Here is a 20015-nt window from a genome sequence, read left to right as displayed (position 1 = left end):
CAGTTCGACGACCTCGTCATTGTGAGTCGCCTCGAGCCTCCGGGCTCGTCGTTCGCCCGGATCTGGCCAAACGCCAGCAGCTCCGCGGCAGAGACGAATGCGCCTGTCGAAGGCCCTCTCGTTGGCGGAATGCCTTTCGTCTTCCCTTTCATCAGGGAAAAGTTCGAACACGAACCGGCTGACATTCTGGACCACACCAGTAGACGAACGTTCCTATCGGAGCACCCCACCGCCTTGACATGCTCGCCGCACTTGTCCTGCGTAGAAAGGTGGTCGTCATGGTGCGACGCTTCGTCGCAGTCCTCGGGGCACTTGCCATGTCCCTGGTCGGATTCATCGGGGTAGCAGGATCCGCGCACGCCTACGTCAGCAACAACGGACGATGTGAGTCCGGCGAGGTCTGCCTCTGGCAGGCCGTCGACTTCCGAGGCGGGAGATACGACACCGGAAACAGCACCAGGAACTTCAACACGGTGACCTACTATCCGGGCACCTGTACTGCGAGCTGCACCTTGAACGACACCGTGAGCTCGGTCAAGAACTACGACGCGGGAAAGAAGGTGCGGTTCTTCGAACACGCGAGCATGGGCGGCGCCTACTTCAACCGTGCCGCGTCGAACAGCGGCACGACTGACCAAGCCCAGAACCTGACCCTCGACCGGCTCACCGACGGACAGGTCGCGAACGACAAGTTCAGCTCGTTCTGCTTCGTCTACGCCGGCAATCCCATCTCCACTCGTTGCCGGAACTAGTTTCACCGGGGTTGGCCGAGCAATCTCGGCCAACCCCGCTTTCCCTTCGGGAGTTTCCAATGCGAGCTCTGATCGGCGCCATCTCCGCCGGGATTCTGTTGATTGGTCTGAGCGGTTGTGGAAGTGAGCGGCAGTCCGTTCCCTTGAAGGAATCCGGGTACGACTTTCCACTCGATGCCTTCTATCCGTTGAAGGACCAGGAGCTGGTGATGCAACGGGCGCAGGGCGCGCTGACCGCACGGTGCATGCTCCGGTTCGGGTATCGCTACCAGCCGCCCGAGCCGGTCGCCGGGGACATTCGGGCCACCAGGGAACGGACCTTCGGACTGGTGGACGAGGCCGAAGCCGCCCGCGACGGCTACACCGGCCCGGTGATCCCGGCTGGCTCGGAGAAGCCCGAGCCGAAGCTGCCCGAGGCCGAGTACACCACCCTCACCGGGATCGACTTCAGCAGCGGAGAGCCCCGACCCGCGAAGGGTCGGGTGCCCAAGGACGGCTGCGCGGGCGAGGCAGGCCGGCAGCTCGCGGCGGGCGCCGACGGCCTCGGTCCGGATGCGCTCGACGAGCTCACGATGCACACCTACCACCAGGCCGAGGCCGACCAACGGGTCAAGGCGAAGTTCGGCGAGTGGTCGGTGTGCATGAAGGCGAAGGGCTTCGCGTACGCCAATCCCTGGGAGCCCAACGACAGTCCGAAGTGGGTGCCGGGCAAGCCGACCACGTTGGAGAAGAAGACCGCGGTGGCGGACGTTCGGTGCAAGCACTCCACCGGCCTGGTCGACACCTGGCACGCGGTGATGGTCGAGTACCAGCGCAAGGCGATCGAGCAGAACGCCGTTCAACTCGATCGCCTCACCAAGTCCACCGCTACCAAGGTGGCGAACGCGAAGCGCGTCCTGGCCGGCTGAGCCGGTCAGTCGATGTGGGTCCGGCCGGTCAGTCGCGGCGGCCAGGTGAAGGGCTCGAGCAGCCCGAAGACGTACGCCCGGGCGATCGCGTCGGCGCGGGTACGGGCCTGGAGCTTGCGGAACGCGTCGCTCAGCCGGTGCGCCACGGTCTGCCGGCTCAGGTACAACTCGTGGGCGATCTCGTCGTTGGAGTGTCCGTAGGCCGCGAGTTCCAGGATGCTGAGCTCGCGATTGGTCAGCCGGGGAACGTCGTACTCGGTCGGGTGCGATAGTGCCACGTTCGGCCTCCCCATCTGGTCCTGTCCTTAATGTGGGACAGCTTTCCGGGGGGCTCTAACAACTCGCTAACAAGCCGACGCGACCCAGTCTAGGACTCGGGCCGGAACACCCGGCCAGAGGCATCGATATGGGCCAGCCGGCGCAGCGCCAACAGCATCGAGCCGCCCAGGACGGTGCCCACGACGGCGCCGTCGATGATCGACTCGAGGTCCTTGCGCCGCGACACGACAGCCAGGTCGATCGCCGCGACCTTCTCCGCCGCCTCGGCGTACGTGTCCAGGATCTCCAGCAGGTCGTCCTCGCCGAGCGCGCGCATCGCCGCCACCAGGTCGATCAACACGTCGAACGTCGGGTCGTGCGCGTCGATCCGCCAGCCGCGGCTGTGCACGAGCTTCTGGACCCGGGCCGCCGCGTCCGCCCGGGTCTCGTCGTCCACCCGTTCCCGCGAAGGGTTCAGGTTGAGCATCGTCCGGCCGAGGAGGCTGTCGACCGAGGCCTCGGGATTGTCGAGCTGCCCCAGCAGGTCGCGCGTCGTCGCGATCGACAGGCCGCCGATGTCGATCAGCGCGCGGACGAGGCGGATCCGCCGTTCGTGCCGTTCGTCGTACGTCGCCTGGTTGCGGCTGGTGAGCTCGCCGCGCGGCACCAGGCCTTCCCGTACGTAGTACTTGATCGTCGGCACCGGCACCGCGGTCCTGCGGCTCAGCTCGGCAATACGCATGGGATCCAGTCTAGACGAATGGATAGCGGATAGTGCTACTATCCATTCTGATGAACACGGGGCTTGACCTGGGAGGGTTCCATGAGGGAACGACTGGCCGGTTGGCATCGGCCGCTGCTCGTCCTGACGGCGGCGTCCGTCCTCGTCGGCGTCGTCTGCCTCGGCGGGCTCGCGTTCGACGACCGCGTTCTCACCGGCGCGCCGATCTGGATGAAGCCGTTCAAGTTCTCCGTCTCGATCGCGATCTACTCGTTCACGATCGCCTGGATGCTGACCCTGCTCCGCTTCCGCCGGACCGCCTGGTGGCTCGGAACGATCGTCAGCGTCATGCTCGGCGGCGAGCTCGTGCTGATCGTGCTGCAGGTGATCCGCGGCACGACCAGCCACTTCAACTACGCGACGCCCTTCGACGCGACGATCTTCACCGCGATGGCCGGCATGATCGTCACGCTCTGGGTGGCGAACCTCGCGATCGGCGTTCTCCTGCTGTTCCAGCGGCTCGACGACCGCTCCCTCGCCTGGTCGCTGCGGCTCGGCACGCTGGTCGCGCTCGTCGGCATGGCGGTCGCGTTCTTCATGCCCCAGCCGACGCCCGAGCAGGAGGCCGCGTTCGACAACGGCGGCTCCTCCGACATCGTCGGCGCGCACAGCGTCGGCGTGCCGGACGGCGGACCGGGCCTGCCGATCGTCGGCTGGAGCACGGTCGGTGGCGACCTGCGGGTCGCGCACTTCCTCGGGATCCACGCGCTGCAGGCGATCCCGCTGCTCGCGTTCGCGCTCATCCTGCTCATGCCGCGGTTCCGCGTCCTCGCCAGCCAGGCGGTCCGGACGGGGCTGGTGGTCGTCGCCGGGCTCGCGTACCTCGGCCTGGTCGTCATCTCGGCCTGGCAGGCGCTGCGCGGGCAGTCGGTGATCCATCCGGACGGTCTGACGCTCGGCGCGGTGGGCATCCTGGTCGCGGCCGTGGCGGCCAGCACGTTGGCGATCCTGACCGTGGGAGCCCGGCAGTCACATCGGCAGGAGAAGGAGAAGGTGGCATGACCGAGAGGTTGTTCGACCTCACGTTCTATCTCGCGGTGCCGTTCTGGGCGCTGATGATCTTCGTGCCGTTCTGGTCCTGGACGCGGCGGATCATCGGCTCGCCGTACATCGTCGTGCCGCCGCTGGTCGTCTGGCTCGTGCAGCTGCTGCCGGAGTTCGGGTCGTGGGCGGCCGAGATGGTGTCGCCCGACCTGGACGGCGTCCGTGCCGCGGTCTCGACAGCGGTCGGTACGTCGGCGGTCTGGGCGCACCTGATCGCGTTCGACCTGTTCATCGGGCGGTGGATGTTCTTCGACAGCCGTACGCGCGGCATCCATCCGCTAGTGATGGCGCCGGTGCTGGTGTTGACGATCTTGCTGTCACCGCTCGGGCTGGGGGTGTATCTGCTGCTCCGGCTGGTGCCCGGAATCGGTCGCCGTACGCCGGCTGTGGACCAGCAAGCGGTTTCCGTCCACTGAGCGACCGTGGCAGGCTGGGGGTGTGACTACCTCAGAAGAGCCACTGAAGTTCGCTGCAATCGGCCTCGATCACGGCCACATCATGGGCCTGATCCTGGGCCTCCAGGGGGCCGGCGCGGACTGCGCCGGCTACTGGAGCGAGAACGACACGCCGTACACCGCGATGGTCGCGCAGCAGGCGCCACACATCCCGCGCGTGAACGAACGTGCAGCTCTGCTTGAGGATCCGACGATCTCGCTGATCGTCACCGCCGCCGTGCCCGTCGAGCGGGCCGGGATCGCCGTCGAGGCGATGCGCGCGGGCAAGGACGTGGTCGCCGACAAGCCGGGCGCGATCCGGCTCGACCAGCTGGCAGAGCTGCGTACGGCGGCGGCCGAGACCGGGCGGTTCTGGTCGGTCGCGTTCTCCGAGCGGACCAGCTCGAAGGCGACGTACCACGCGAAGCAGCTGATCGACGAGGGCGCGATCGGGCGGGTCGTCCAGACGATGGGCACCGGCCCGCACCAGCTGCGGCCGAAGACCCGGCCCTCCTGGACGTTCGACGCCGACCTGGCCGGCGGTGCGCTGGCCGACATCGCGTCGCACCAGGCAGACCAGTTCCTGTTCCTCACCGACTCGACGTCGGCTGAGGTGGTCTCCTCGACCGTCGGCAACTTCGGCAACCCCGACTACCCGAAGTTCGAGGACTTCGGCGAGATGGTGCTGCGCAGCCCGCAGGCGCAGGGGTACATCCGGGTCGACTGGTACACCCCGGAGGGCCTCGGCGTCTGGGGCGACGGCCGGCTCCTGGTGCTGGGCACCGAGGGCTACATCGAGATCCGCAAGTACATCGACCTGCTCGGCCGCCCGGGCGGCGACCACCTGTTCCTGGTGGACCAGAAGGGCACGCACTACCTGGAGAGCTTCGACGTGCAGCTGCCGTACTTCCCGTCGATCGTGCGGGACGTGGCCGAGCGGACGACGACCGCGATTCCGCAGGAGCACGTGTTCACCGCGACCGAGGTCGCCCTGAACGCGCAGGCCTCCGCCACGCGAGTCGGAGGGCTGAAGTGACGCGACACCGGGTCGCCATCGTCGGCGCGGGCATCGGCACCTCGCACCTGATCGGCTACATCCAGAACCCGAGCCTGTACGAGGTCGCGACGATCTGCGACCTGAACCGAGCGCGCGCCGAATCGCTGGTGGCGATGGTCCCGACGGCGCGTTCGACCGACTCGTTCGACCGCGTGCTCGACGATCCGACGATCGACGTGATCTCGGTGGCGACGCCGCCGTACACGCACAAGGACCTCACGCTGCGCGCGCTCGAGGCCGGCAAGCACGTGGTGGTGGAGAAGCCGGTCGCGGCCTCTCCAGCCGACGTGGACCTGTTGGCCGCCGCCGCGTTGAAGGCTGACCGGCTGCTGGTCCCGGTGTTCCAGTACCGGTACGGACGCGGGCCGCGGCAGCTGCGTCGGCTGATCGCCGAGGGGCTGGCTGGCCCGCCGATCGCGGCCTCGCTGATCGTGCACTGGGACCGCGACGCCGCGTACTACTCCGTTCCCTGGCGGGGGAAACTCGCGACCGAGCTGGGCGGCGTGGTGATCGGGCACGTGATCCACGCGCACGATCTGCTGACGTACTTGACCGAACCGGTCGCGCGCGTGCGTGCCGAGGTCGCCACGTTGGTACATCCGCTGGAGGTCGAGGACACGGCGGCGATCACGATGCGGCTGTCGAACGGTGCGCTCGCGACGTCCGCGGTGACGATCGGGGCGGCGGGCAACTACAGCCTCTACCGGTTCGTGTACGCGGGGCTGACCGCGGAGAGCGGGTCCTCGGCGTACGCGCCGGGGGAGGACGTGTGGACGTTCACCGCTCGGGATCCGGGGCTGCAAGAGGAGGTTGACGAGCTCGTTCGGGCCGAGTCGACACCTCGGCGGAACGGGTTCGCGGGGATGTTCGAGGACCTGGGCGCCGCGCTGTCCGGCGACGCGCCGCCGCCGGTGACGATCGCCGAGGCACACGAGGCGCTGTCGTTGGTGGCCGCGATCTACCATTCGGCGGAGAGCGGGACCACGGTCGACCTGCCGTTGGCGCCCGACCACGGGGCCTACTCGCGTACGCCCTGAGCCGCTACTGCAGGTTGACGAACATGCCGCCGTCCACGAGGACGTCGGACCCGTTCAGGTAGCTCGACTCCGGTTGGGAGAGCAGCCAGATCACGCCGGCGATGTCGTCGGGCTGGCCGATTCTCCCTACCGGGATGCGCTGGTTGAAGTAGTCGAGCTTCTCGGCGTTCGTCCAGTCGTCCTTGTTGATGTCGGTCGCGATCGCGCCCGGGAGAACGGCGTTGCAGGTGATGCCGTGCGGGCCGAGAACGATCGCGAGACTCTTCATCAGCGAGGAGATGCCAGCCTTCGTCGTGCAGTAGTGGACCTGCTGCGAGCCGCCGACCCAGGCCGAGATGCTCGAGACGGAGATGACGCGGCCGGGCTTGCCCTCGTCGACCATCCTCTTCGTGAACGCCTGGGTGACGAGGAACGCGCCACGCAGGTTGACGTGCTGGACTCGATCCCACAACTCGAGGTCGATGTCGAAGAAGTCTTTGAACGGGCAGATGCCGGCGTTGTTGACGAGGACGTCGAGCGCGCCCCACTCCTCGTGGACCTCTGCCGCCATGCGCTGAACCGCTTGCGGGTCGGCGAGGTCGGCCTCGACGAGCAGGCTGGTGCCGCCCCCGTCGGAGATGAGCTGCGCGGTCTCGTCGGCGTGGTCGCGTTCGCCGGGCGGGTAGTTCACGACGACGCGTGCGCCCTCCTTGCCGAACCTCGCGGCGGTGGCGCGCCCGATGCCGCGGGCGGATCCGGTGACGAGAACGGTTCGGCTCATCCGACCTTGCCTTCCGGGTAACGGTCGAGGTTGCCCAGATCGTAGAGCGGGACGATCAGGTCCGCGGTCTCGCGGACGCGCTTGTACGCGGCGATCGCCTCGTACATGTTCTCGTTGATGCCGATCGGGATGCCCTTCTCGACGTTCTCTCGGACGAAGAAGCTGTCCGAGATCGCCGCGACGCCGTTCGGGGTGTCGACCTCGACGACGACCGACGCGCGGTGGTGGACGCCGCTCCACCAGGTCCGCAGGCCGGGCGCGAGCTCGTCCTCGTCGGCGAGCAGCCTTACTCGTGGCCAAGCCTCGGTGACGAGGTGGACGAGGATGTCGTCGGGCAACGAGGTCGCGCGGTTGTCGTGCGGGTGCTCGTGGGTGGTGTGGAAGTGCACCCAGCCCTTCTCCGCGATGCAGATCTGCGCGTTGCTGAACAGCTTGACGTTGCTCACCGTGTAGAGCTGCAGCGGCGTGAGGATCACGTGCGTGATGTCGGCCGGGGTCACGCCGTGCTTGGCGAGCTGGTCGACGATGAACTCGTCGTCCTCGCGTCGCATGACGGCCCGTTCGCCGAGGACGAGAGACCAGTGCGCGTTCATCGGCCCGAGGTCGGCCGCCGGCCCGGTGTTGACCAAGGCGGTCACGCCGTTGCCGCGGATGAGCACGGACTGGAACAGCAACGTGTGCCAGTCGTTCCAGCTGCTCATCCAGAACAGCTCCGGGCCGGGGATGTCGCCCCGTCCCATCGGCAGGATCTGAACGTCGTATACCACCCCACGGAATCGCTCCGTGGCCTGATCGCTTTCCGTCGGATCCTGAGGGCGCGATTCCGCGGGGACCCCGGAAGAGCTTGTAGACATCGTCAACGAACCTCCACGGACGCGACCATGCGCGCCGGTCGGTAGCCCAGCGCGGCCGAGATCTGCCCGGCGGCGTCGGTGAGCATGGCATGAGCACGTTCGCGGTGCTTGGGGGTGAACCTGATCGTCGGCACGGACACCGACAACCCGGCAACGGTGTGCCGGCTGTAGTCGTAGATCGGAACGGCCACACAGCGCAGGCCGATCGTGTACTCCTCGTTGTCCACCGCGAAACCGCGGCGCCGCACCTGCTCCAACGTCGCGAGCAAGCGCTGCTTGTCGAGGATGGTGTTCTGGGTGAACGGCTCCAGCCGCGCGACCCGCAGCCGTTGAACCAGATCGTCATGACCAAGTCCGGCCAGCAGGACCTTACCGACGCCGGTGGCGTACGCTGGCAGCCGTCGACCGACCTCGGACGCGAGTGTCAACGTCTGCTTGCCATCGACCTTCGCGACGTACACGTTCTGCATCCCGTCGAGGACCGCGAGCTGGACGGTCTCGTCGATCGAGTCGCGGATCTGCTCCATCAGCGGCAGCGCGCGCTCGACCAGTCCTAGACAACGCGTGTAGACGTTCCCGGCTTCGAGGGTACGAATACCCAAGGTGTAAGAGCGATGCGTGAGGTCGAAGTCCGCCCAGCCGCGCTCGACCAGTGTCCGCAGCAGCCCGTGCAGGCTGGACCGCGGGTACTGCAGCGAGTCGGCGATGTCGGTGAACGTCAGCGGGCGCTCGGTCGTCGTGAGCAGCTCGAGAATCGCGAGTGCTCGTTCTGCGGATTTCACTGCCTCGGCCATGCGGACCTCCCGAGGGATGTGCCCGGGCAAGTTCGTATATGTGAACCCAACTTCACACTACTGAAACTCGCCATACGGTAACCAGCAAGACCGTCGCGCGTCACCTCTTGACCGATACCGGACCCAAACCGATTGGGTGGATGCATGTCTCGGCCTTCCGCACACGCTGACCTCTTCGACGGCTTCTCCACACCACGGCCTGAGTACTCTCCGGTGCCGATCTGGTGGTGGAGCGGCGAACGCCTGGAGCTGGATCGGCTTTGTTGGCAGCTGGACCAGCTCGTCTCGCAGGGCGTCTACAACGTCGTCGTCCTGAACCTCGCCCCGACCGGCCCGACGTACGGCTCGCTCGCCGACGATCCGCCGCTGCTCTCCGAGGAGTGGTGGGCGATCTGGGAGGGGCTGTGCGCGCACGCGCGCGGCATCGGCGCGCGGCTGTGGTTCTACGACCAGATCGGCTTCTCCGGCGCCAACCTGCAGGGCCTGCTCGTCACCGAACAACCCGAGTTCATGGGCGCTTCGCTGGAACGGGTGTCCGTCGATTCGGCCGACGCTATCGAGCTGGAGACGCCGGCCGCTGGCGCGCCGCTGGCGGCCTTCGCGCTGCCACTCGACGCGTCCGGTGAGGTCGCCGGACCACCTGTACCGCTGGAGATCGCCAACCGCCGGGCGCGCTGGGAGGGCGGCGCCGGCCCGCACCGGGTGATGCTCGCGTACAGCCTCCGGCAGGGCTTCGACTACACCTCGCGCGAGGCGTGCGCGAAGCTGATCGACACCGTGCACGGCGAGTTCGACCGCCGGCTGAGCAAGTTCATCGGCGAGGTGATCGTCGGCTCGTTTCAGGACGAGCTGCCCTCGCTGCCGACCTGGAGCCCGTCGTTCTCCGGCGAGTTCGTCTCCCGCCGCGGCTACCGGGTCGAATCCCAGCTCGCCGCGCTCTGGGAGGACTGGGGACCGGAGTCCGCCCGCGTCCGCGCCGACTACCAACGCGTACGAGCCGGCCTTGCCGAGGACGCGCTCTTCCGGCCGTTGTTCGACTGGCACGACAGCCGCGGCCTGCTGCTCGGCGTCGACCAGCAGGGACCGTCGCGCGCCGGCGAGCCGATCAGCTGCACCAAGCAGTACGCGGACTACGCGCGTACCCACCGCTGGTACAGCGCGCCCGGCAGCGACCACCACGGCGAGGCGCGCATCCACAGCTCGCTCGCGCACCACTACGACCGGCCGCGGACCTGGATCGAGTCGTTCCACTCCAGCGGCTGGGGCGGCACGCTCGAGGAGACGTTCGACTGGCTCGTCCCGTGGCTGCTCTCCGGCGCGAACCTGTACAACCCGCACGCGGTCTACTACTCGACCCGCGGCGGCTGGTACGAGTGGGCGCCGCCGAGCACCTGCTGGCGGCAGCCGTACTGGCGGCACTACCGGCACTTCGCCGACACCGTCAGCCGGCTCAGCTGGCTGCTCACCGAGGGCGAACACACCTGCGACGTCGGCGTGCTGTTCCCGTCCGCGACCATCCAGGCGGCGTCGCTGCTGGGCGGGCCGCGGCCGGAGGCCGAGCGGGCACACCGCGCGTACCTCGACCTGGTCGGGCGCATGGTCTGGTTCGACCCGGCACCCGGCGTGTTCGACCGGGCTGGGCTCGACTTCGACGTCCTCGACGACGACACCGTCGCCGGCGCGCGGGCCGACTCGGCCGGGCTGCACACCCGCGCGGAGACCTACCGCGCGATCGTGCTGCCGTCGTCCTCGGTGCTCGAAGCCGACACCGCGTCGCGGTTGGTCGAGTTCTGCGAGCAGGGTGGATTGCTCGTTGTCGTGGGCGATCTCCCTTCGTTGGCTGACACTTCAGCAGGCGACACGGCGGTTGCCCGGCTGCGCGACCTGGTCGCGGCCGGCACAGCCGTCCACGTCGAGACGTCCGAGGACGTCCCGGCCGTACTCGAGCGACTCGGTCGCGCGATCCGTACCGACGGCCGCCTGTTGCGGCGCGTCGTCGACGACCGTCAGGTGCTGTTCGTCCCCGCCACTCCGGCGGCGGGTGGAACCATCACCCGGATCCCCAACTCCCAGGACTGGATCGGCGGCATGCGCGGCAACGGGTACGGCTTCGAGCCGACCGACTGGTTGCCGAGCTCGACCGTCACGATCGACGGCCCGGCCGCCGAGGTCGAGCAGTGGGACCCGTTGACCGGCACCTCGCGGCCCGCCTCCGTACGGCAGGTCGACGGCGGCGTCGAGGTCACGGTCGACTTCGCAACGGCACCCGCGGCGGTGCTCGTGTGGCGCGCCATTGCGGCGGATGACGCAGCAGTCGACGCGGCCGCAGCGACGGCACGCAGCGCTTCGCCGGGTCCGGTCGATCGGACGGAAATCTCGCTCGAAGGTTCATGGTCGAGCATCCTGCTACCGACCACCGACAACTCTCATGGCGACTTCGCGCTGCCGGCGCACGAAGGCCCGTTGCCCATCCAGCAATGGCGCCTGGACCACCGCCTGGACGACGCCGAGGAGTGGGGCTCGGTGCTTGTCGGGCAGGGCACATTCGGCTGGCTGCGCCGGTCGGGTGCGGACTGGACGCCGATCAGGTACTCGCTGTCCCGAGGCATCGAGAACGACCACGCGCACTCGCGGATGCTCGGACCGAAGGCGCGCGTGCCGGACGAGTTCTGGCACGTCGACCGGGTCGAGCCGGGCGAGGTCGTCGAGCTGCGGACGACGTTGCCGGTGCCCGAGGCTGGCGAGTACACGTTGGCCGTCGGCACGAACGGCGTCGCCGAGGTGACGTGGAACGGCACGGTGCTGCCGGCCGATCCTGGTGGGTTCCTGCGGCTGGACACCGTCGCGGCTCGCGCGGGCGACAACTCGCTGGAGCTGCACGTCACGGCCGAGAAGGCCGGATTCCTCCGTGGGTACTGGGCGTTGACGACCGACGCGGCGGCGTTCGTCCGGCCGGAGTGGCTCGTGCCGGGAGACGGATCCGCCCGTGGGTCGGCGGTCGTCGCCAGAGCCCCCTTGACGCTGCCGTCGGCTCCCGTTCAGGCGACGCTGCAGCTGGGGACCGACGGGCCGGCGACGCTGTGGGTCAACGGTCAGGAGATCGCGACGCAGGGTGCGTTCGAGCCGTACGGCGGGCAGAACCGGGTGCTGCCGTACGACGTGACGTCGGTGCTTCGGTCTGGGGACAACGAGATCGAGGTCCGCTTCACCGACATCGGTGGGCCGTTGGCAGTGCTCGTCGATGCCGAGATCTCGTTCGGCGACGGGGCTGTGCGGGCGTTCATCACTGATGACGCGTGGACGTTCTCGCGTGACGGCGTCACGGTGCCGACCGCGCGCCGGCGCGAGCAGACGTACGACCCGCGCTGGGCACTGCTCAGGCCGCGGCCACATCCGTTGCGCCATGCGGGTTGGTTCGAACCGATCGCGCACGCGGAGACCGTGCTCGACGTGGTGCCGAACGCGTTCGCCGGAAGCGAACGGTCCGCGGAGTGGTACCGCCTGACGGTGCCGCCTGGCGCCACGTCCTGCACGTTGCCGGTCGCGTCGGATCGGGTGAGCCTGTGGATGGACGAAAGCGAACTGTCGGCAGATCGTGGCATGCTGTCGTTGCCGGGTTCGGAACGCGAGCACCGGGTGTTGACGATTCGGGTCGAGCCGGTCGATGGTCGCACGGAAGGAGCTCTCTGGGACGGCCCGCCGATCTTCGCTTGTGGAGAAGGCACACTGAGCGAGGGTGAGTGGGCTGATGCGGGTCTAGGCTCGTACTCAGGAGGAGTGACGTACCGCCGTCAAGTCGAGATTGACAGTGCCGACGTGACAGACGCGGCGACGGTACTGGAGCTGGGGCGCGTGCGTGGCACGGCAGAGGTTCGAGTGAACGGCGAGTTGATCGGTGCACGGGTATGGTCGCCGTATCGGTTCGACATCTCTGCCGCGGTGCGACCGGGCGCGAACGAGATCGAGGTGAGCGTGTTCAACACATTGGCGCCTTATCTGGATGACGCCTCACCTACGACGATGGTCTTCGGCGGACAGCGGGTCTCTGGCCTGCTGGGTCCGGTGAAGCTGGTGCGAGAAGAGAATCCCGAGTGATGGCAACGCCACGGATGCGTACGGTCCGTCCCCACGCCACCACGCCGGGCCGGAACGGGCACGCCGTCACGTCGACAGGGGAGTCTGTCTGATGGCGATGCCACGTAGCGAGAAGGCCGAGTCGCGCCGCTCGGCCGATGCGAGAACTGCCCGCGTGATGGCAACGCCACGGATGCGTACGGTCCGTCCCCACGCCACCACACCGGGCCGGAACGGGCAGGCCGTCGTGCCGGTTGACTGCGCAGTCGACGGCGATGCCCGTAGCAGGGCGGCCGCGGCCGCCGCGAGGAGAGCCCGCGTGATGGCAACGCCACGGATGCGTACGGTCCGTCCCCACGCCACCACGCCGGGCCGGAACGGGCACGCCATCACGTCAGCAGGGGAGCGCAGCTGATGGCGATGCCACGTATACGAGCGGTCCGGGCGTTCGTGGTCCGTGGTGGTGGCGCCGACTACCACGACCAGGGTGCGGAGCACTGGATCGACGACCACATCGCCACGCCGATGGCGAAGTATCCCGAGTATCGGCAGAGCCGTCAGGCCTTCGGGCTCAACGTGCTCGGGACGCTCGTGGTGGAGGTCGAAGCCGACGACGGCACCGTCGGCTTCGCCCTCACGACAGCTGGTGAGCCCGGCGCGTACATCGTCGAGCGGCACCTCGCGCGATTCCTCGAGGGCGCGCCGGTGACCGACATCGAGAGAATCTGGGACCAGCTGTACAACGCGACGTTGTACTACGGCCGTAAGGGCATAGTGGTCAACGTGATCAGCGCGATCGACCTCGCGCTGTACGACCTGCTGGGCAAGCTGCGCGGCGAACCGGTGTACGCGCTGCTCGGCGGTCCCGTACGCGATGAGCTCGTGTTCTACGCGACCGGTGCCCGCCCGGATCTCGCGGAGGGCATGGGTTTCATCGGCGGCAAGCTGCCCCTGCACCACGGCCCCGCCGAAGGCCCGGCGGGCATGCGCGCCAACCTGCGCGAGCTCCAGACGATGCGCGAACGGGTGAGCGACGACTTCTTCCTGGCCTGGGACTGCTGGATGTCCCTCGACCTGGACTACGCGACGCGGTTGGCACACGCGGGTGCGGAGTTCGGGCTGCGCTGGATCGAGGAGGCACTGCCGCCGGACGACTACTGGGGCTACGCCGAGCTGCGCCGCCGCGTGCCGCCCGGCATGTGGGTGACGACCGGCGAGCACGAGTCGACGCGGTACGGGTTCCGGCTGCTGCTGGAGATGGGCTGCGCCGACCTCATCCAGCCAGACGTCAACTGGTGTGGAGGAATCACCGAGCTGCTCAAGATCTCCGCCCTCGCCGACGCGCACGGAGCGATGGTGGTGCCGCACGGGTCGAGCGTGTACTCGTACCACTTCGTCGTGACCCGCCACAACAGCCCGTTCGCCGAGTTCCTGATGATGCACCCGCAGGCGAGCGAGGTCGTGCCGATGTTCTCGCCACTGCTGTTGGACGAACCGGTCCCGGTGAACGGTCGGCTCAAGCTGCCCGAGACCCCAGGCTTCGGCGTCAGGCTGAACCCGGAGTGCGAGCTGCACCGCCCCTACCCGCGCTGACCGCCCCGGCGGGTCTACTCGACCGGCAAGCCGCCCTTGCCGACCAGCAGCGCGAACACGTTCGTCCACCCGAGCGCCAGATAGAGCCGCTCGCCCTCGGCGCTCGCGGTGAGGTACGCGGTCTTCGCGCCCGCGGCGACGGCGTGCTGCGCGAGGGCGGCCATGACGACGCGGCCGATGCCGCGGCGTTGGTGTTCGTCGAGGGTGCGTACGTCGTGGACGGCGGCGTCCGGACCGTTCACCGCCGCGTGCCCGTACGCCGCGACCTCGCCGTTCGGCAGCCGCAGCTCCGCGCGGATGACCCGGCCGTTCCGCACCACCGCGAGCTCGTACGGCGCGGGTGCCGCGGCGTCCGGGTGGTCGGCGAGCGCGATCGACATGAACCGTTCGCGGTACGGCGCCGGCGGCAGGCCGCCTTCCTTCATCGCGACCTCGGCCGAGTCCGGCCGGGTGGTGAAGACCGTGAGCCAGGTCGCCACCGACGCGGAGGCGACCTCGGCGGCCAGCCGGCGGACGCGGTCGCCCTCGTCGAAGACGAGCAGCTCGTACACGCGGCCTGGCAGGCCGAGCTTGGCGCGGAGTCCGTCAGCCGTCCGCTCCGCCGGTGGCAGGTCCCGGATCGCACCCCATGGTTCCTGCCAGCGGCGGATCAGGTCCTCCATCAGGCGCTGACCAGCTGGTAGTCACCGGCTTCGTCCAGCGCCGAACGCACGTCGTCGAGCTCCAGCGGCGCGGCGCTGGTCACCGTGACCTTGGACTCGCCGCCTGGTACGAGGTCGACGGTCACTTCGCTCACGCCGGTGAGGGCGGAGAACTCGGACGTGACCGCGTGCACGCAGTGGTCACAGGTCAGGCCGGAGACGGAGTAGGTGGCAGTAGGCATGCGGATCCAACCCTTCGGGTGCGGTACGCGCGGCGGACTATGAACGAACGAGGCGGGCGATGGCTGCCGACGCCTCCTTGACCTTCGCGTCGGCCTCCGCGCCGCCCTCGGCGACAGCTTCGGCGACACAGTGGGAGAGATGCTCGTCGAGCAAACCGAGCGCGAACGACTCGAGCGCCCTGGTGGCCGCCGAGACCTGGGTCAGTACGTCGATGCAGTACGTGTCGGACTCGACCAGCCGCTGCAACCCCCGCACCTGTCCCTCGATCCGGCGAAGCCGCTTCAGATGCGCGTCCTTGGTGCCCTGGTAGCCAGGCACGCTCGCATGCGAGTGCACCACGGCGCCCTCGCTCGTCCCGTCAGTGTTCGGCATCGTTCCTCCCTCGCCCACCACTATACCCCCACCTGGTATTAGTCCGACCAGTCGTACCGCACGGAACCCTCGCTGGACTGCCAGAGACGTGGGGTGGGGGTGTCGAGCCAGTCCACCGGTTCGATCCCGCCGGCGTCGCCGCCGGAGAGCGCGAGGCGGAGGGCGGCGGACAGATCGGCGTCCACCTCGTCGGTGCGCGCCGCCGGGTCCACCGAGACGAACAGGGCGGTGCCGGAGCGGGCCACGAGGTCGAGGAACTGGCGGTTCAGCGACCACGGCGTCCGCGGCGTGGCGGGGACGCAGTCCGCGTCCATCGTGAAGAACCGCCCATGCTGCGCCAGCCGGAACGCGAGCGTGTTCACGCCCATCTTCCGGGTCCGCTCCCACTCCCGCCCGGACGTGTCGTCACCCGTACGCTGCGCGTCCACCAGCCCGGCGGCGAGGTGCCCGACCACGTTGCAGCCGAGCACCACCGCGGAGCCGGCGGCCTCGCGGATCGTCCGGTAGAAGCGCAGCAGCAGCTCGGCGTTCGTCAGCGAACGGTCGGCGAACGACCACCCGTCGTCGGTCAGCTCGAGCCCCATCGACGGACCCCACCGGGCGAAGACGTCGAACGTCGAGAAGTCGTGCTTCAGGAACCGGTACCCCCAGTCGACGAGCCGCGCCGTGTCCTCGCGCACGAGGTCGAGGACCGAAGGCAGGCTCAGGTCGAGGGCCTGCTCCCGGACCGGCTGCGGTCCCGCGCGGAGCAACGACGGATCCGAGACGTACGACAACGACGCCGGTCGGAACCAGATCCCCGGCTCCGCACCGACCTCGGCGATCGAGGCGGCGAGCCCGGCCAAGTCGTCGAACAGTCCGGGGATCCCCGCCGTCCACGGTCCGCCCGGCGCCGAACCGCCGGGGCTCCACCCGGCGTCGACGACCGAGTACGGCCGCACCGGGTGCCCGTCGGCGAGCTCGACCACAGTGCGCGCGTCGTTGAGGACGTTCGACGGCCCGAAGTTCTCGCCGTACGCGTAGTACCAGTTGTTCGCCCCGACGAGCGGGCCGCGCGACGGCAGCGGGTCGAGGCACATCGCCGCGCAGAGCCGCTCGTGCACCAGCCGCGGCGACTCGTCCGGCTCACCCGCGATGTGCACGATCGTCGCCGCCTCGAGCTCACGATCGCCAAGCAGGACAGGGGATCCGCCGTTCCGCACGTTCAGGTGCAGCGACAGGAACCCGTCGTCAACTGTCCACGCGCAGAACGCGTTCGGCCGCACCCGGACGCCGATGCCGATCGTGCGCGAGACGACCTGGGCGTGCACGAGCACGTACCAGGGGAGCACCTCGGGCGGCACCAGCCGCCAGGCCTGCTCGCCGTACGTTCGCTCCCATGCGTCGCCGAGCACGTACGCGTCGGCCGGCCGGGCGAACGGCCAGCGCAGCACGACCCGGCTGAGTGGGCCAGAAGAGCGGACGAAGACGGTGACCGAGTCGTCGGCCGCGACATCGAGGCGGACCTGGTCCGCGCCGGGCCGGAGCTCGCTCCAGCCCTCGGCGGCGACCAGAACTTCAGAGGGTTCGTCGAAGACAGGAAGCACGCTCCCTAGTCTTGCAGCCACCTGGCTCGAAGGTCGGGGCGGACGAACGCGGCCGGCGAGGCGATCGACAGGCCGCCGTCGACCGGCAGCACGACGCCGGTGACGAACGAGGCGTCGGCAAGGAACGTCACCGCGGCCGCGACCTCCTCCGGCCGGCCCGTGCGGCCCAGCGGATATCCGGCGGCCGAATCCGGCACCGTCTCGCCGCCGATGAGGCCGGGTGCCACGGCGTTCACGCGGATGCCGCGCGGCCCGTACTCCAACGCCAGTTGGCGAACCAACCCCTCGAGACCGGCCTTCGCCGCCGCGTACGCGGGCACGCCGGGGGCAGCGAGGAAGGCGTTCACCGAGCTCACCGCCACGATCGCCGAACCCTCGCCGAGCAGGGGCAACGCGGCGCGGCACACGAAGAACGCCGAGTCCAGCGCTGCGCCGAGGGCCGACCGCCACTGCGTGTCCGAGGTCGTGTGCGCCGGCGCCACCGGCATGATCGCCGCGGCCAGGACCACAACATCGAGCCCGCCCAGCTCCCGAGCGGCCCGGGCGACCACGTCCGAAGCGACGTCGGAGGACGAGCAGTCGGCGACCAGGTACGAGGCGAACGCGGGATCGGCGCAGGGAGTCAGCCCCACCCCCACCACCGGCGGTCCGAACGCGCGGGCGATCGCCAGCCCGATGTCCGAGCTGCCGCCGACGAGGAGGACGCGGCGGCTCACCCGGCGAACTCGGGCAGGGCGAGATCGTGAAGCAGCGTGTCGATGTCGCGCCGATCCGCGGCGGACAACGGCGCCGCCGGCAACCGCACGCGGTCCGAGGCGATCACCCCGCGCTGGACCAGCACGTGCTTGTGCACCGCCCAGGCGATGGGTCCCTGCATCCCCGACCGGATCAACGGCAGCAGCCGCGCGAACTCCGCCCGCGCGGCGGCCAGGGCGTCGGCGGCGAACGAGACGAGCGCCAGCCGGAGAGCATCGGCGAACTCGCACGCCGGCATCGTGCCGACCGCGCCCCGCGCGTACTCCTCCAGGACGAACAGCGCGTTCTGCCCACCCAGCACGGCGAAGTCGTCCTCCACCGCATCGACGACCGCGCTCACCTTCGGCGCCGTCGGCTGCGTCTCGACCTTCACCGAGGTCACGCCGTCCAGCTTGCTCAGCTCGACGAGCATCGGCACCGGCATCGTGACCCCGGTCGCCACCGGCGCGTCCTGCACCATCACCGGCAACCCGACCGCGGCGACCTCGCCGTAGAACTCGACCAGCTGTCCCGGCGACGGCTTCACCAGGTACGGCGGCAGCACCATCAGCCCCGTCGCGCCACTCTCCGCCGCCAACCGCGCCTGCTCGACCGCGGTCGCCGTACTCGTCGCGTTCACGCCCGCCACGATCGGCATCCCCGACGGCACCCGCGCGGCCAGCACTGCCAACACGGCCGAACGCTCCGGCGTCGTCAGCGCGAAGCCCTCGCTCGCCATCCCGAACGTCGCCACACCGTCGACGCCGCACCACAGCTGGAAGTCGACCAACCGGTTCAGCGAAGCCGTGTCCAGGGCGCCGCTGTCGTCGAACGGGGTCGCGAGGATCGGCACCAGGCCGCTCACCGGATGCGTCATGCGCTCATCCCTTCACCTTCGTGGTCCGCTCAGCGTGCCGGCGAACGAGATCCTCGTCGACCTCGACGCCGAGCCCCGGTCCCGCGGGCACCGGCATCGAGGCCGGCGACAGCTCCAGGGGCGTATGGAGGATCCGGCTCGCCACCTCGAGCGTCGCCGGTTGGTACTCGAACAGCAGCAGACCCTCGGTGGCCGCGGCGACGTGCAGGCCGGCGGCGACGCTGACGCCGAGCCCTACCGAGTGATGAAGCGCGACGGGAACGTGGCGCGCGGCAGCGACCGAGGCGATCTCCATCGCCTCGGTGATCCCGGTACGTCCCACGTCCGGTTGCGCGACGCTCAGCGCGCGGGCGTCCAGCCAGGCGGCGAACTCGTACCGGTTGCGCAGCGTCTCGCCCACCGCGACCGGCGTCGCGAGCAGGGCCTGCAGCTCCGCATGGCCTGCCAGGTCCTCCGGTGCGAGCGGCGCCTCGTAGAACAGCGCGCCGCGCTCGTCCAGACCGCGGCCGAGCCGGATCGCGTCGGCGCGGTCGTACGCCCAGTGCGCATCGACCGCGATCCGCAACGACGGCGCAGCGGCAGCCACCGCGTCGTACGTCGCGAGGTCCGCCGCGACCCCGTGCCCGAGGTGCAGCTTCACCGCGCGAGCGCCGCGCTCGACCCAGGAGCGCGCGAGCGAAGCCCGCTCCGGATCGGTCGGAACCGGCAGCCCCGACACATACACGGGCACCGGGTCCGTGAACGCGCCGCCGAGCAAGGTGCCGACTGGCACCTTCAGAAGACGACCGGCGAGATCCCACAACGCGATATCCACAGCGGCGATCGCGTCGGCTTGGTGCCCGACGAGATGCCCTCGTTCGCGCATCAGCTCGCGCAGTGCCGACGACACCGGCCGCACCCGCAGCGGGTCCGCGCCGACCAGCTGCGGCGCGAGCAGTTCGTCGACGGCCGAGGCGACGACCGAGGGCCCCACCGGTGCCAGGGCCTCGCCCCAGCCGACCTGTCCGGAGTCGGCCTCGACCCGGACGAGCACGGTCTCGTACCGCGCCGAGTACAGGCTCCGCCACGGCGGGCGGACGACGTACCCGGCGTCGGCCAGCTTGCTGCCGTCCGCCTGGACTCCGAGGTAGATCCCGTCCGCGCTGGCAGGCGTCAGCCGCAGGACGAACGTCTCGACCGAAATGATCCGCATCGCTTCCAGTATCCGCCACATCA

The 20015-nt window shown here is 69.3% G+C and carries 20 protein-coding genes; 8 read left to right on the top strand and 12 right to left on the bottom strand.

Annotated features, from left to right (window positions below):
* Positions 1–278: 278 nt before the first annotated feature.
* Together JOD67_RS38040 and JOD67_RS38035 are read left to right on the top strand one after the other, a co-directional pair.
* A complete protein-coding gene (locus JOD67_RS38040) occupies positions 279–752 on the top strand; it encodes a peptidase inhibitor family I36 protein (protein WP_205122505.1) in 474 nt (157 codons plus the stop codon).
* Positions 753–811: 59 nt separating this feature from the next.
* A complete protein-coding gene (locus JOD67_RS38035) occupies positions 812–1660 on the top strand; it encodes a hypothetical protein (RefSeq protein ID WP_205122504.1) in 849 nt (282 codons plus the stop codon).
* Between the two features lie 5 nt (positions 1661–1665).
* Here the strand turns inward: JOD67_RS38035 and JOD67_RS38030 are convergent, their stop codons facing one another.
* Both JOD67_RS38030 and JOD67_RS38025 read right to left on the bottom strand, forming a co-directional pair.
* Entirely contained in the window at positions 1666–1938 is a 273-nt protein-coding gene (locus JOD67_RS38030) for a helix-turn-helix domain-containing protein (protein ID WP_205122503.1), read from the bottom strand.
* A gap of 89 nt (positions 1939–2027) precedes the next feature.
* Positions 2028–2660: a MerR family transcriptional regulator gene (locus tag JOD67_RS38025; RefSeq protein ID WP_205122502.1), complete on the bottom strand. Its 633-nt coding sequence runs from the start codon at positions 2658–2660 to the stop codon at positions 2028–2030.
* Between the two features lie 81 nt (positions 2661–2741).
* On the opposite strand from JOD67_RS38025, the gene JOD67_RS38020 reads away from it, so the two are divergent.
* The 4 genes from JOD67_RS38020 to JOD67_RS38005 are packed head-to-tail and all read left to right on the top strand — an operon-like array spanning position 2742 to position 6271.
* Positions 2742–3701, top strand: a complete 960-nt coding sequence (locus tag JOD67_RS38020) for a hypothetical protein (protein ID WP_205122501.1) — start codon at positions 2742–2744, stop codon at positions 3699–3701.
* Positions 3698–4159: an ABA4-like family protein gene (locus JOD67_RS38015; RefSeq protein WP_205122500.1), complete on the top strand. Its 462-nt coding sequence runs from the start codon at positions 3698–3700 to the stop codon at positions 4157–4159. Before JOD67_RS38020 ends, JOD67_RS38015 begins: the two co-directional genes overlap by 4 nt.
* A gap of 22 nt (positions 4160–4181) precedes the next feature.
* Positions 4182–5213, top strand: coding sequence for a Gfo/Idh/MocA family protein (locus JOD67_RS38010; RefSeq protein WP_205122499.1), 1032 nt, complete (start codon positions 4182–4184; stop codon positions 5211–5213).
* Positions 5210–6271 (top strand): Gfo/Idh/MocA family protein, encoded by a 1062-nt coding sequence (locus JOD67_RS38005; RefSeq protein ID WP_205122498.1) that lies wholly within the window; start codon positions 5210–5212, stop codon positions 6269–6271. Before JOD67_RS38010 ends, JOD67_RS38005 begins: the two co-directional genes overlap by 4 nt.
* A 4-nt stretch (positions 6272–6275) precedes the next feature.
* Here the strand turns inward: JOD67_RS38005 and JOD67_RS38000 are convergent, their stop codons facing one another.
* The 3 genes from JOD67_RS38000 to JOD67_RS37990 form a co-directional block, all read right to left on the bottom strand.
* Positions 6276–7031, bottom strand: a complete 756-nt coding sequence (locus JOD67_RS38000; RefSeq protein ID WP_205122497.1) for an SDR family NAD(P)-dependent oxidoreductase — start codon at positions 7029–7031, stop codon at positions 6276–6278.
* Positions 7028–7798, bottom strand: a complete 771-nt coding sequence (locus JOD67_RS37995) for an MBL fold metallo-hydrolase (RefSeq protein WP_205122496.1) — start codon at positions 7796–7798, stop codon at positions 7028–7030. Before JOD67_RS37995 ends, JOD67_RS38000 begins: the two co-directional genes overlap by 4 nt.
* 89 nt (positions 7799–7887) lie before the next feature.
* A complete protein-coding gene (locus JOD67_RS37990; protein WP_205122495.1) occupies positions 7888–8679 on the bottom strand; it encodes an IclR family transcriptional regulator in 792 nt (263 codons plus the stop codon).
* 144 nt (positions 8680–8823) lie between these two features.
* Between JOD67_RS37990 and JOD67_RS37985 the strand changes: the two genes are divergently transcribed.
* On the top strand, positions 8824–12774 hold the full coding sequence (locus JOD67_RS37985; protein WP_205122494.1) for a glycosylhydrolase-like jelly roll fold domain-containing protein: 3951 nt from the start codon (positions 8824–8826) through the stop codon (positions 12772–12774).
* A 393-nt stretch (positions 12775–13167) separates the two neighbouring features.
* Positions 13168–14346, top strand: coding sequence for an L-rhamnonate dehydratase (gene rhmD / locus JOD67_RS37980; RefSeq protein WP_205122493.1), 1179 nt, complete (start codon positions 13168–13170; stop codon positions 14344–14346).
* 14 nt (positions 14347–14360) lie between these two features.
* Here the strand turns inward: rhmD and JOD67_RS37975 are convergent, their stop codons facing one another.
* The 7 genes from JOD67_RS37975 to JOD67_RS37945 are packed head-to-tail and all read right to left on the bottom strand — an operon-like array spanning position 14361 to position 19992.
* Positions 14361–15008, bottom strand: a complete 648-nt coding sequence (locus JOD67_RS37975) for a GNAT family N-acetyltransferase (RefSeq protein ID WP_205122492.1) — start codon at positions 15006–15008, stop codon at positions 14361–14363.
* A complete protein-coding gene (locus tag JOD67_RS37970; protein WP_205122491.1) occupies positions 15008–15229 on the bottom strand; it encodes a heavy-metal-associated domain-containing protein in 222 nt (73 codons plus the stop codon). The genes JOD67_RS37975 and JOD67_RS37970 overlap by 1 nt, the downstream gene beginning before the upstream one ends.
* Before the next feature lie 37 nt (positions 15230–15266).
* Positions 15267–15602 carry a metal-sensitive transcriptional regulator gene (locus JOD67_RS37965; protein ID WP_205122490.1) on the bottom strand — a complete coding sequence of 112 codons (336 nt, stop codon included), beginning with the start codon at positions 15600–15602 and terminating at the stop codon, positions 15267–15269.
* 38 nt (positions 15603–15640) lie between these two features.
* A complete protein-coding gene (locus JOD67_RS37960) occupies positions 15641–17188 on the bottom strand; it encodes an alpha-amylase family protein (protein ID WP_205122489.1) in 1548 nt (515 codons plus the stop codon).
* A gap of 5 nt (positions 17189–17193) precedes the next feature.
* Entirely contained in the window at positions 17194–17904 is a 711-nt protein-coding gene (locus JOD67_RS37955; RefSeq protein WP_205122488.1) for an SDR family NAD(P)-dependent oxidoreductase, read from the bottom strand.
* Positions 17901–18800: a dihydrodipicolinate synthase family protein gene (locus JOD67_RS37950; protein WP_205122487.1), complete on the bottom strand. Its 900-nt coding sequence runs from the start codon at positions 18798–18800 to the stop codon at positions 17901–17903. The genes JOD67_RS37955 and JOD67_RS37950 overlap by 4 nt, the downstream gene beginning before the upstream one ends.
* 4 nt (positions 18801–18804) lie before the next feature.
* Positions 18805–19992, bottom strand: coding sequence for a mandelate racemase/muconate lactonizing enzyme family protein (locus tag JOD67_RS37945; RefSeq protein ID WP_205122486.1), 1188 nt, complete (start codon positions 19990–19992; stop codon positions 18805–18807).
* Positions 19993–20015 lie beyond the last annotated feature (23 nt).

Source organism: Tenggerimyces flavus, from assembly GCF_016907715.1.
GTDB lineage: Bacteria > Actinomycetota > Actinomycetes > Propionibacteriales > Actinopolymorphaceae > Tenggerimyces > Tenggerimyces flavus.
Note: the sequence above shows the minus strand (reverse complement) of the source record. Positions and strands in the feature narration are given on the sequence as shown.

Bases quoted from the DNA above. Each gene is read 5' to 3' on its own strand.
- JOD67_RS38040 (WP_205122505.1), top strand. From the start codon at position 279: ATGGTGCGACGCTTCGTCGCAGTCCTCGGGGCACTTGCCATGTCCCTG.
- JOD67_RS38035 (WP_205122504.1), top strand. From the start codon at position 812: ATGCGAGCTCTGATCGGCGCCATCTCCGCCGGGATTCTGTTGATTGGT.
- JOD67_RS38025 (WP_205122502.1), bottom strand. From the start codon at position 2,660: ATGCGTATTGCCGAGCTGAGCCGCAGGACCGCGGTGCCGGTGCCGACG.
- JOD67_RS38020 (WP_205122501.1), top strand. From the start codon at position 2,742: ATGAGGGAACGACTGGCCGGTTGGCATCGGCCGCTGCTCGTCCTGACG.
- JOD67_RS38015 (WP_205122500.1), top strand. From the start codon at position 3,698: ATGACCGAGAGGTTGTTCGACCTCACGTTCTATCTCGCGGTGCCGTTC.
- JOD67_RS38000 (WP_205122497.1), bottom strand. From the start codon at position 7,031: ATGAGCCGAACCGTTCTCGTCACCGGATCCGCCCGCGGCATCGGGCGC.
- JOD67_RS37990 (WP_205122495.1), bottom strand. From the start codon at position 8,679: ATGGCCGAGGCAGTGAAATCCGCAGAACGAGCACTCGCGATTCTCGAG.
- JOD67_RS37985 (WP_205122494.1), top strand. From the start codon at position 8,824: ATGTCTCGGCCTTCCGCACACGCTGACCTCTTCGACGGCTTCTCCACA.
- rhmD (WP_205122493.1), top strand. From the start codon at position 13,168: ATGGCGATGCCACGTATACGAGCGGTCCGGGCGTTCGTGGTCCGTGGT.
- JOD67_RS37975 (WP_205122492.1), bottom strand. From the start codon at position 15,008: ATGGAGGACCTGATCCGCCGCTGGCAGGAACCATGGGGTGCGATCCGG.
- JOD67_RS37970 (WP_205122491.1), bottom strand. From the start codon at position 15,229: ATGCCTACTGCCACCTACTCCGTCTCCGGCCTGACCTGTGACCACTGC.
- JOD67_RS37965 (WP_205122490.1), bottom strand. From the start codon at position 15,602: ATGCCGAACACTGACGGGACGAGCGAGGGCGCCGTGGTGCACTCGCAT.
- JOD67_RS37950 (WP_205122487.1), bottom strand. From the start codon at position 18,800: ATGACGCATCCGGTGAGCGGCCTGGTGCCGATCCTCGCGACCCCGTTC.
- JOD67_RS37945 (WP_205122486.1), bottom strand. From the start codon at position 19,992: ATGCGGATCATTTCGGTCGAGACGTTCGTCCTGCGGCTGACGCCTGCC.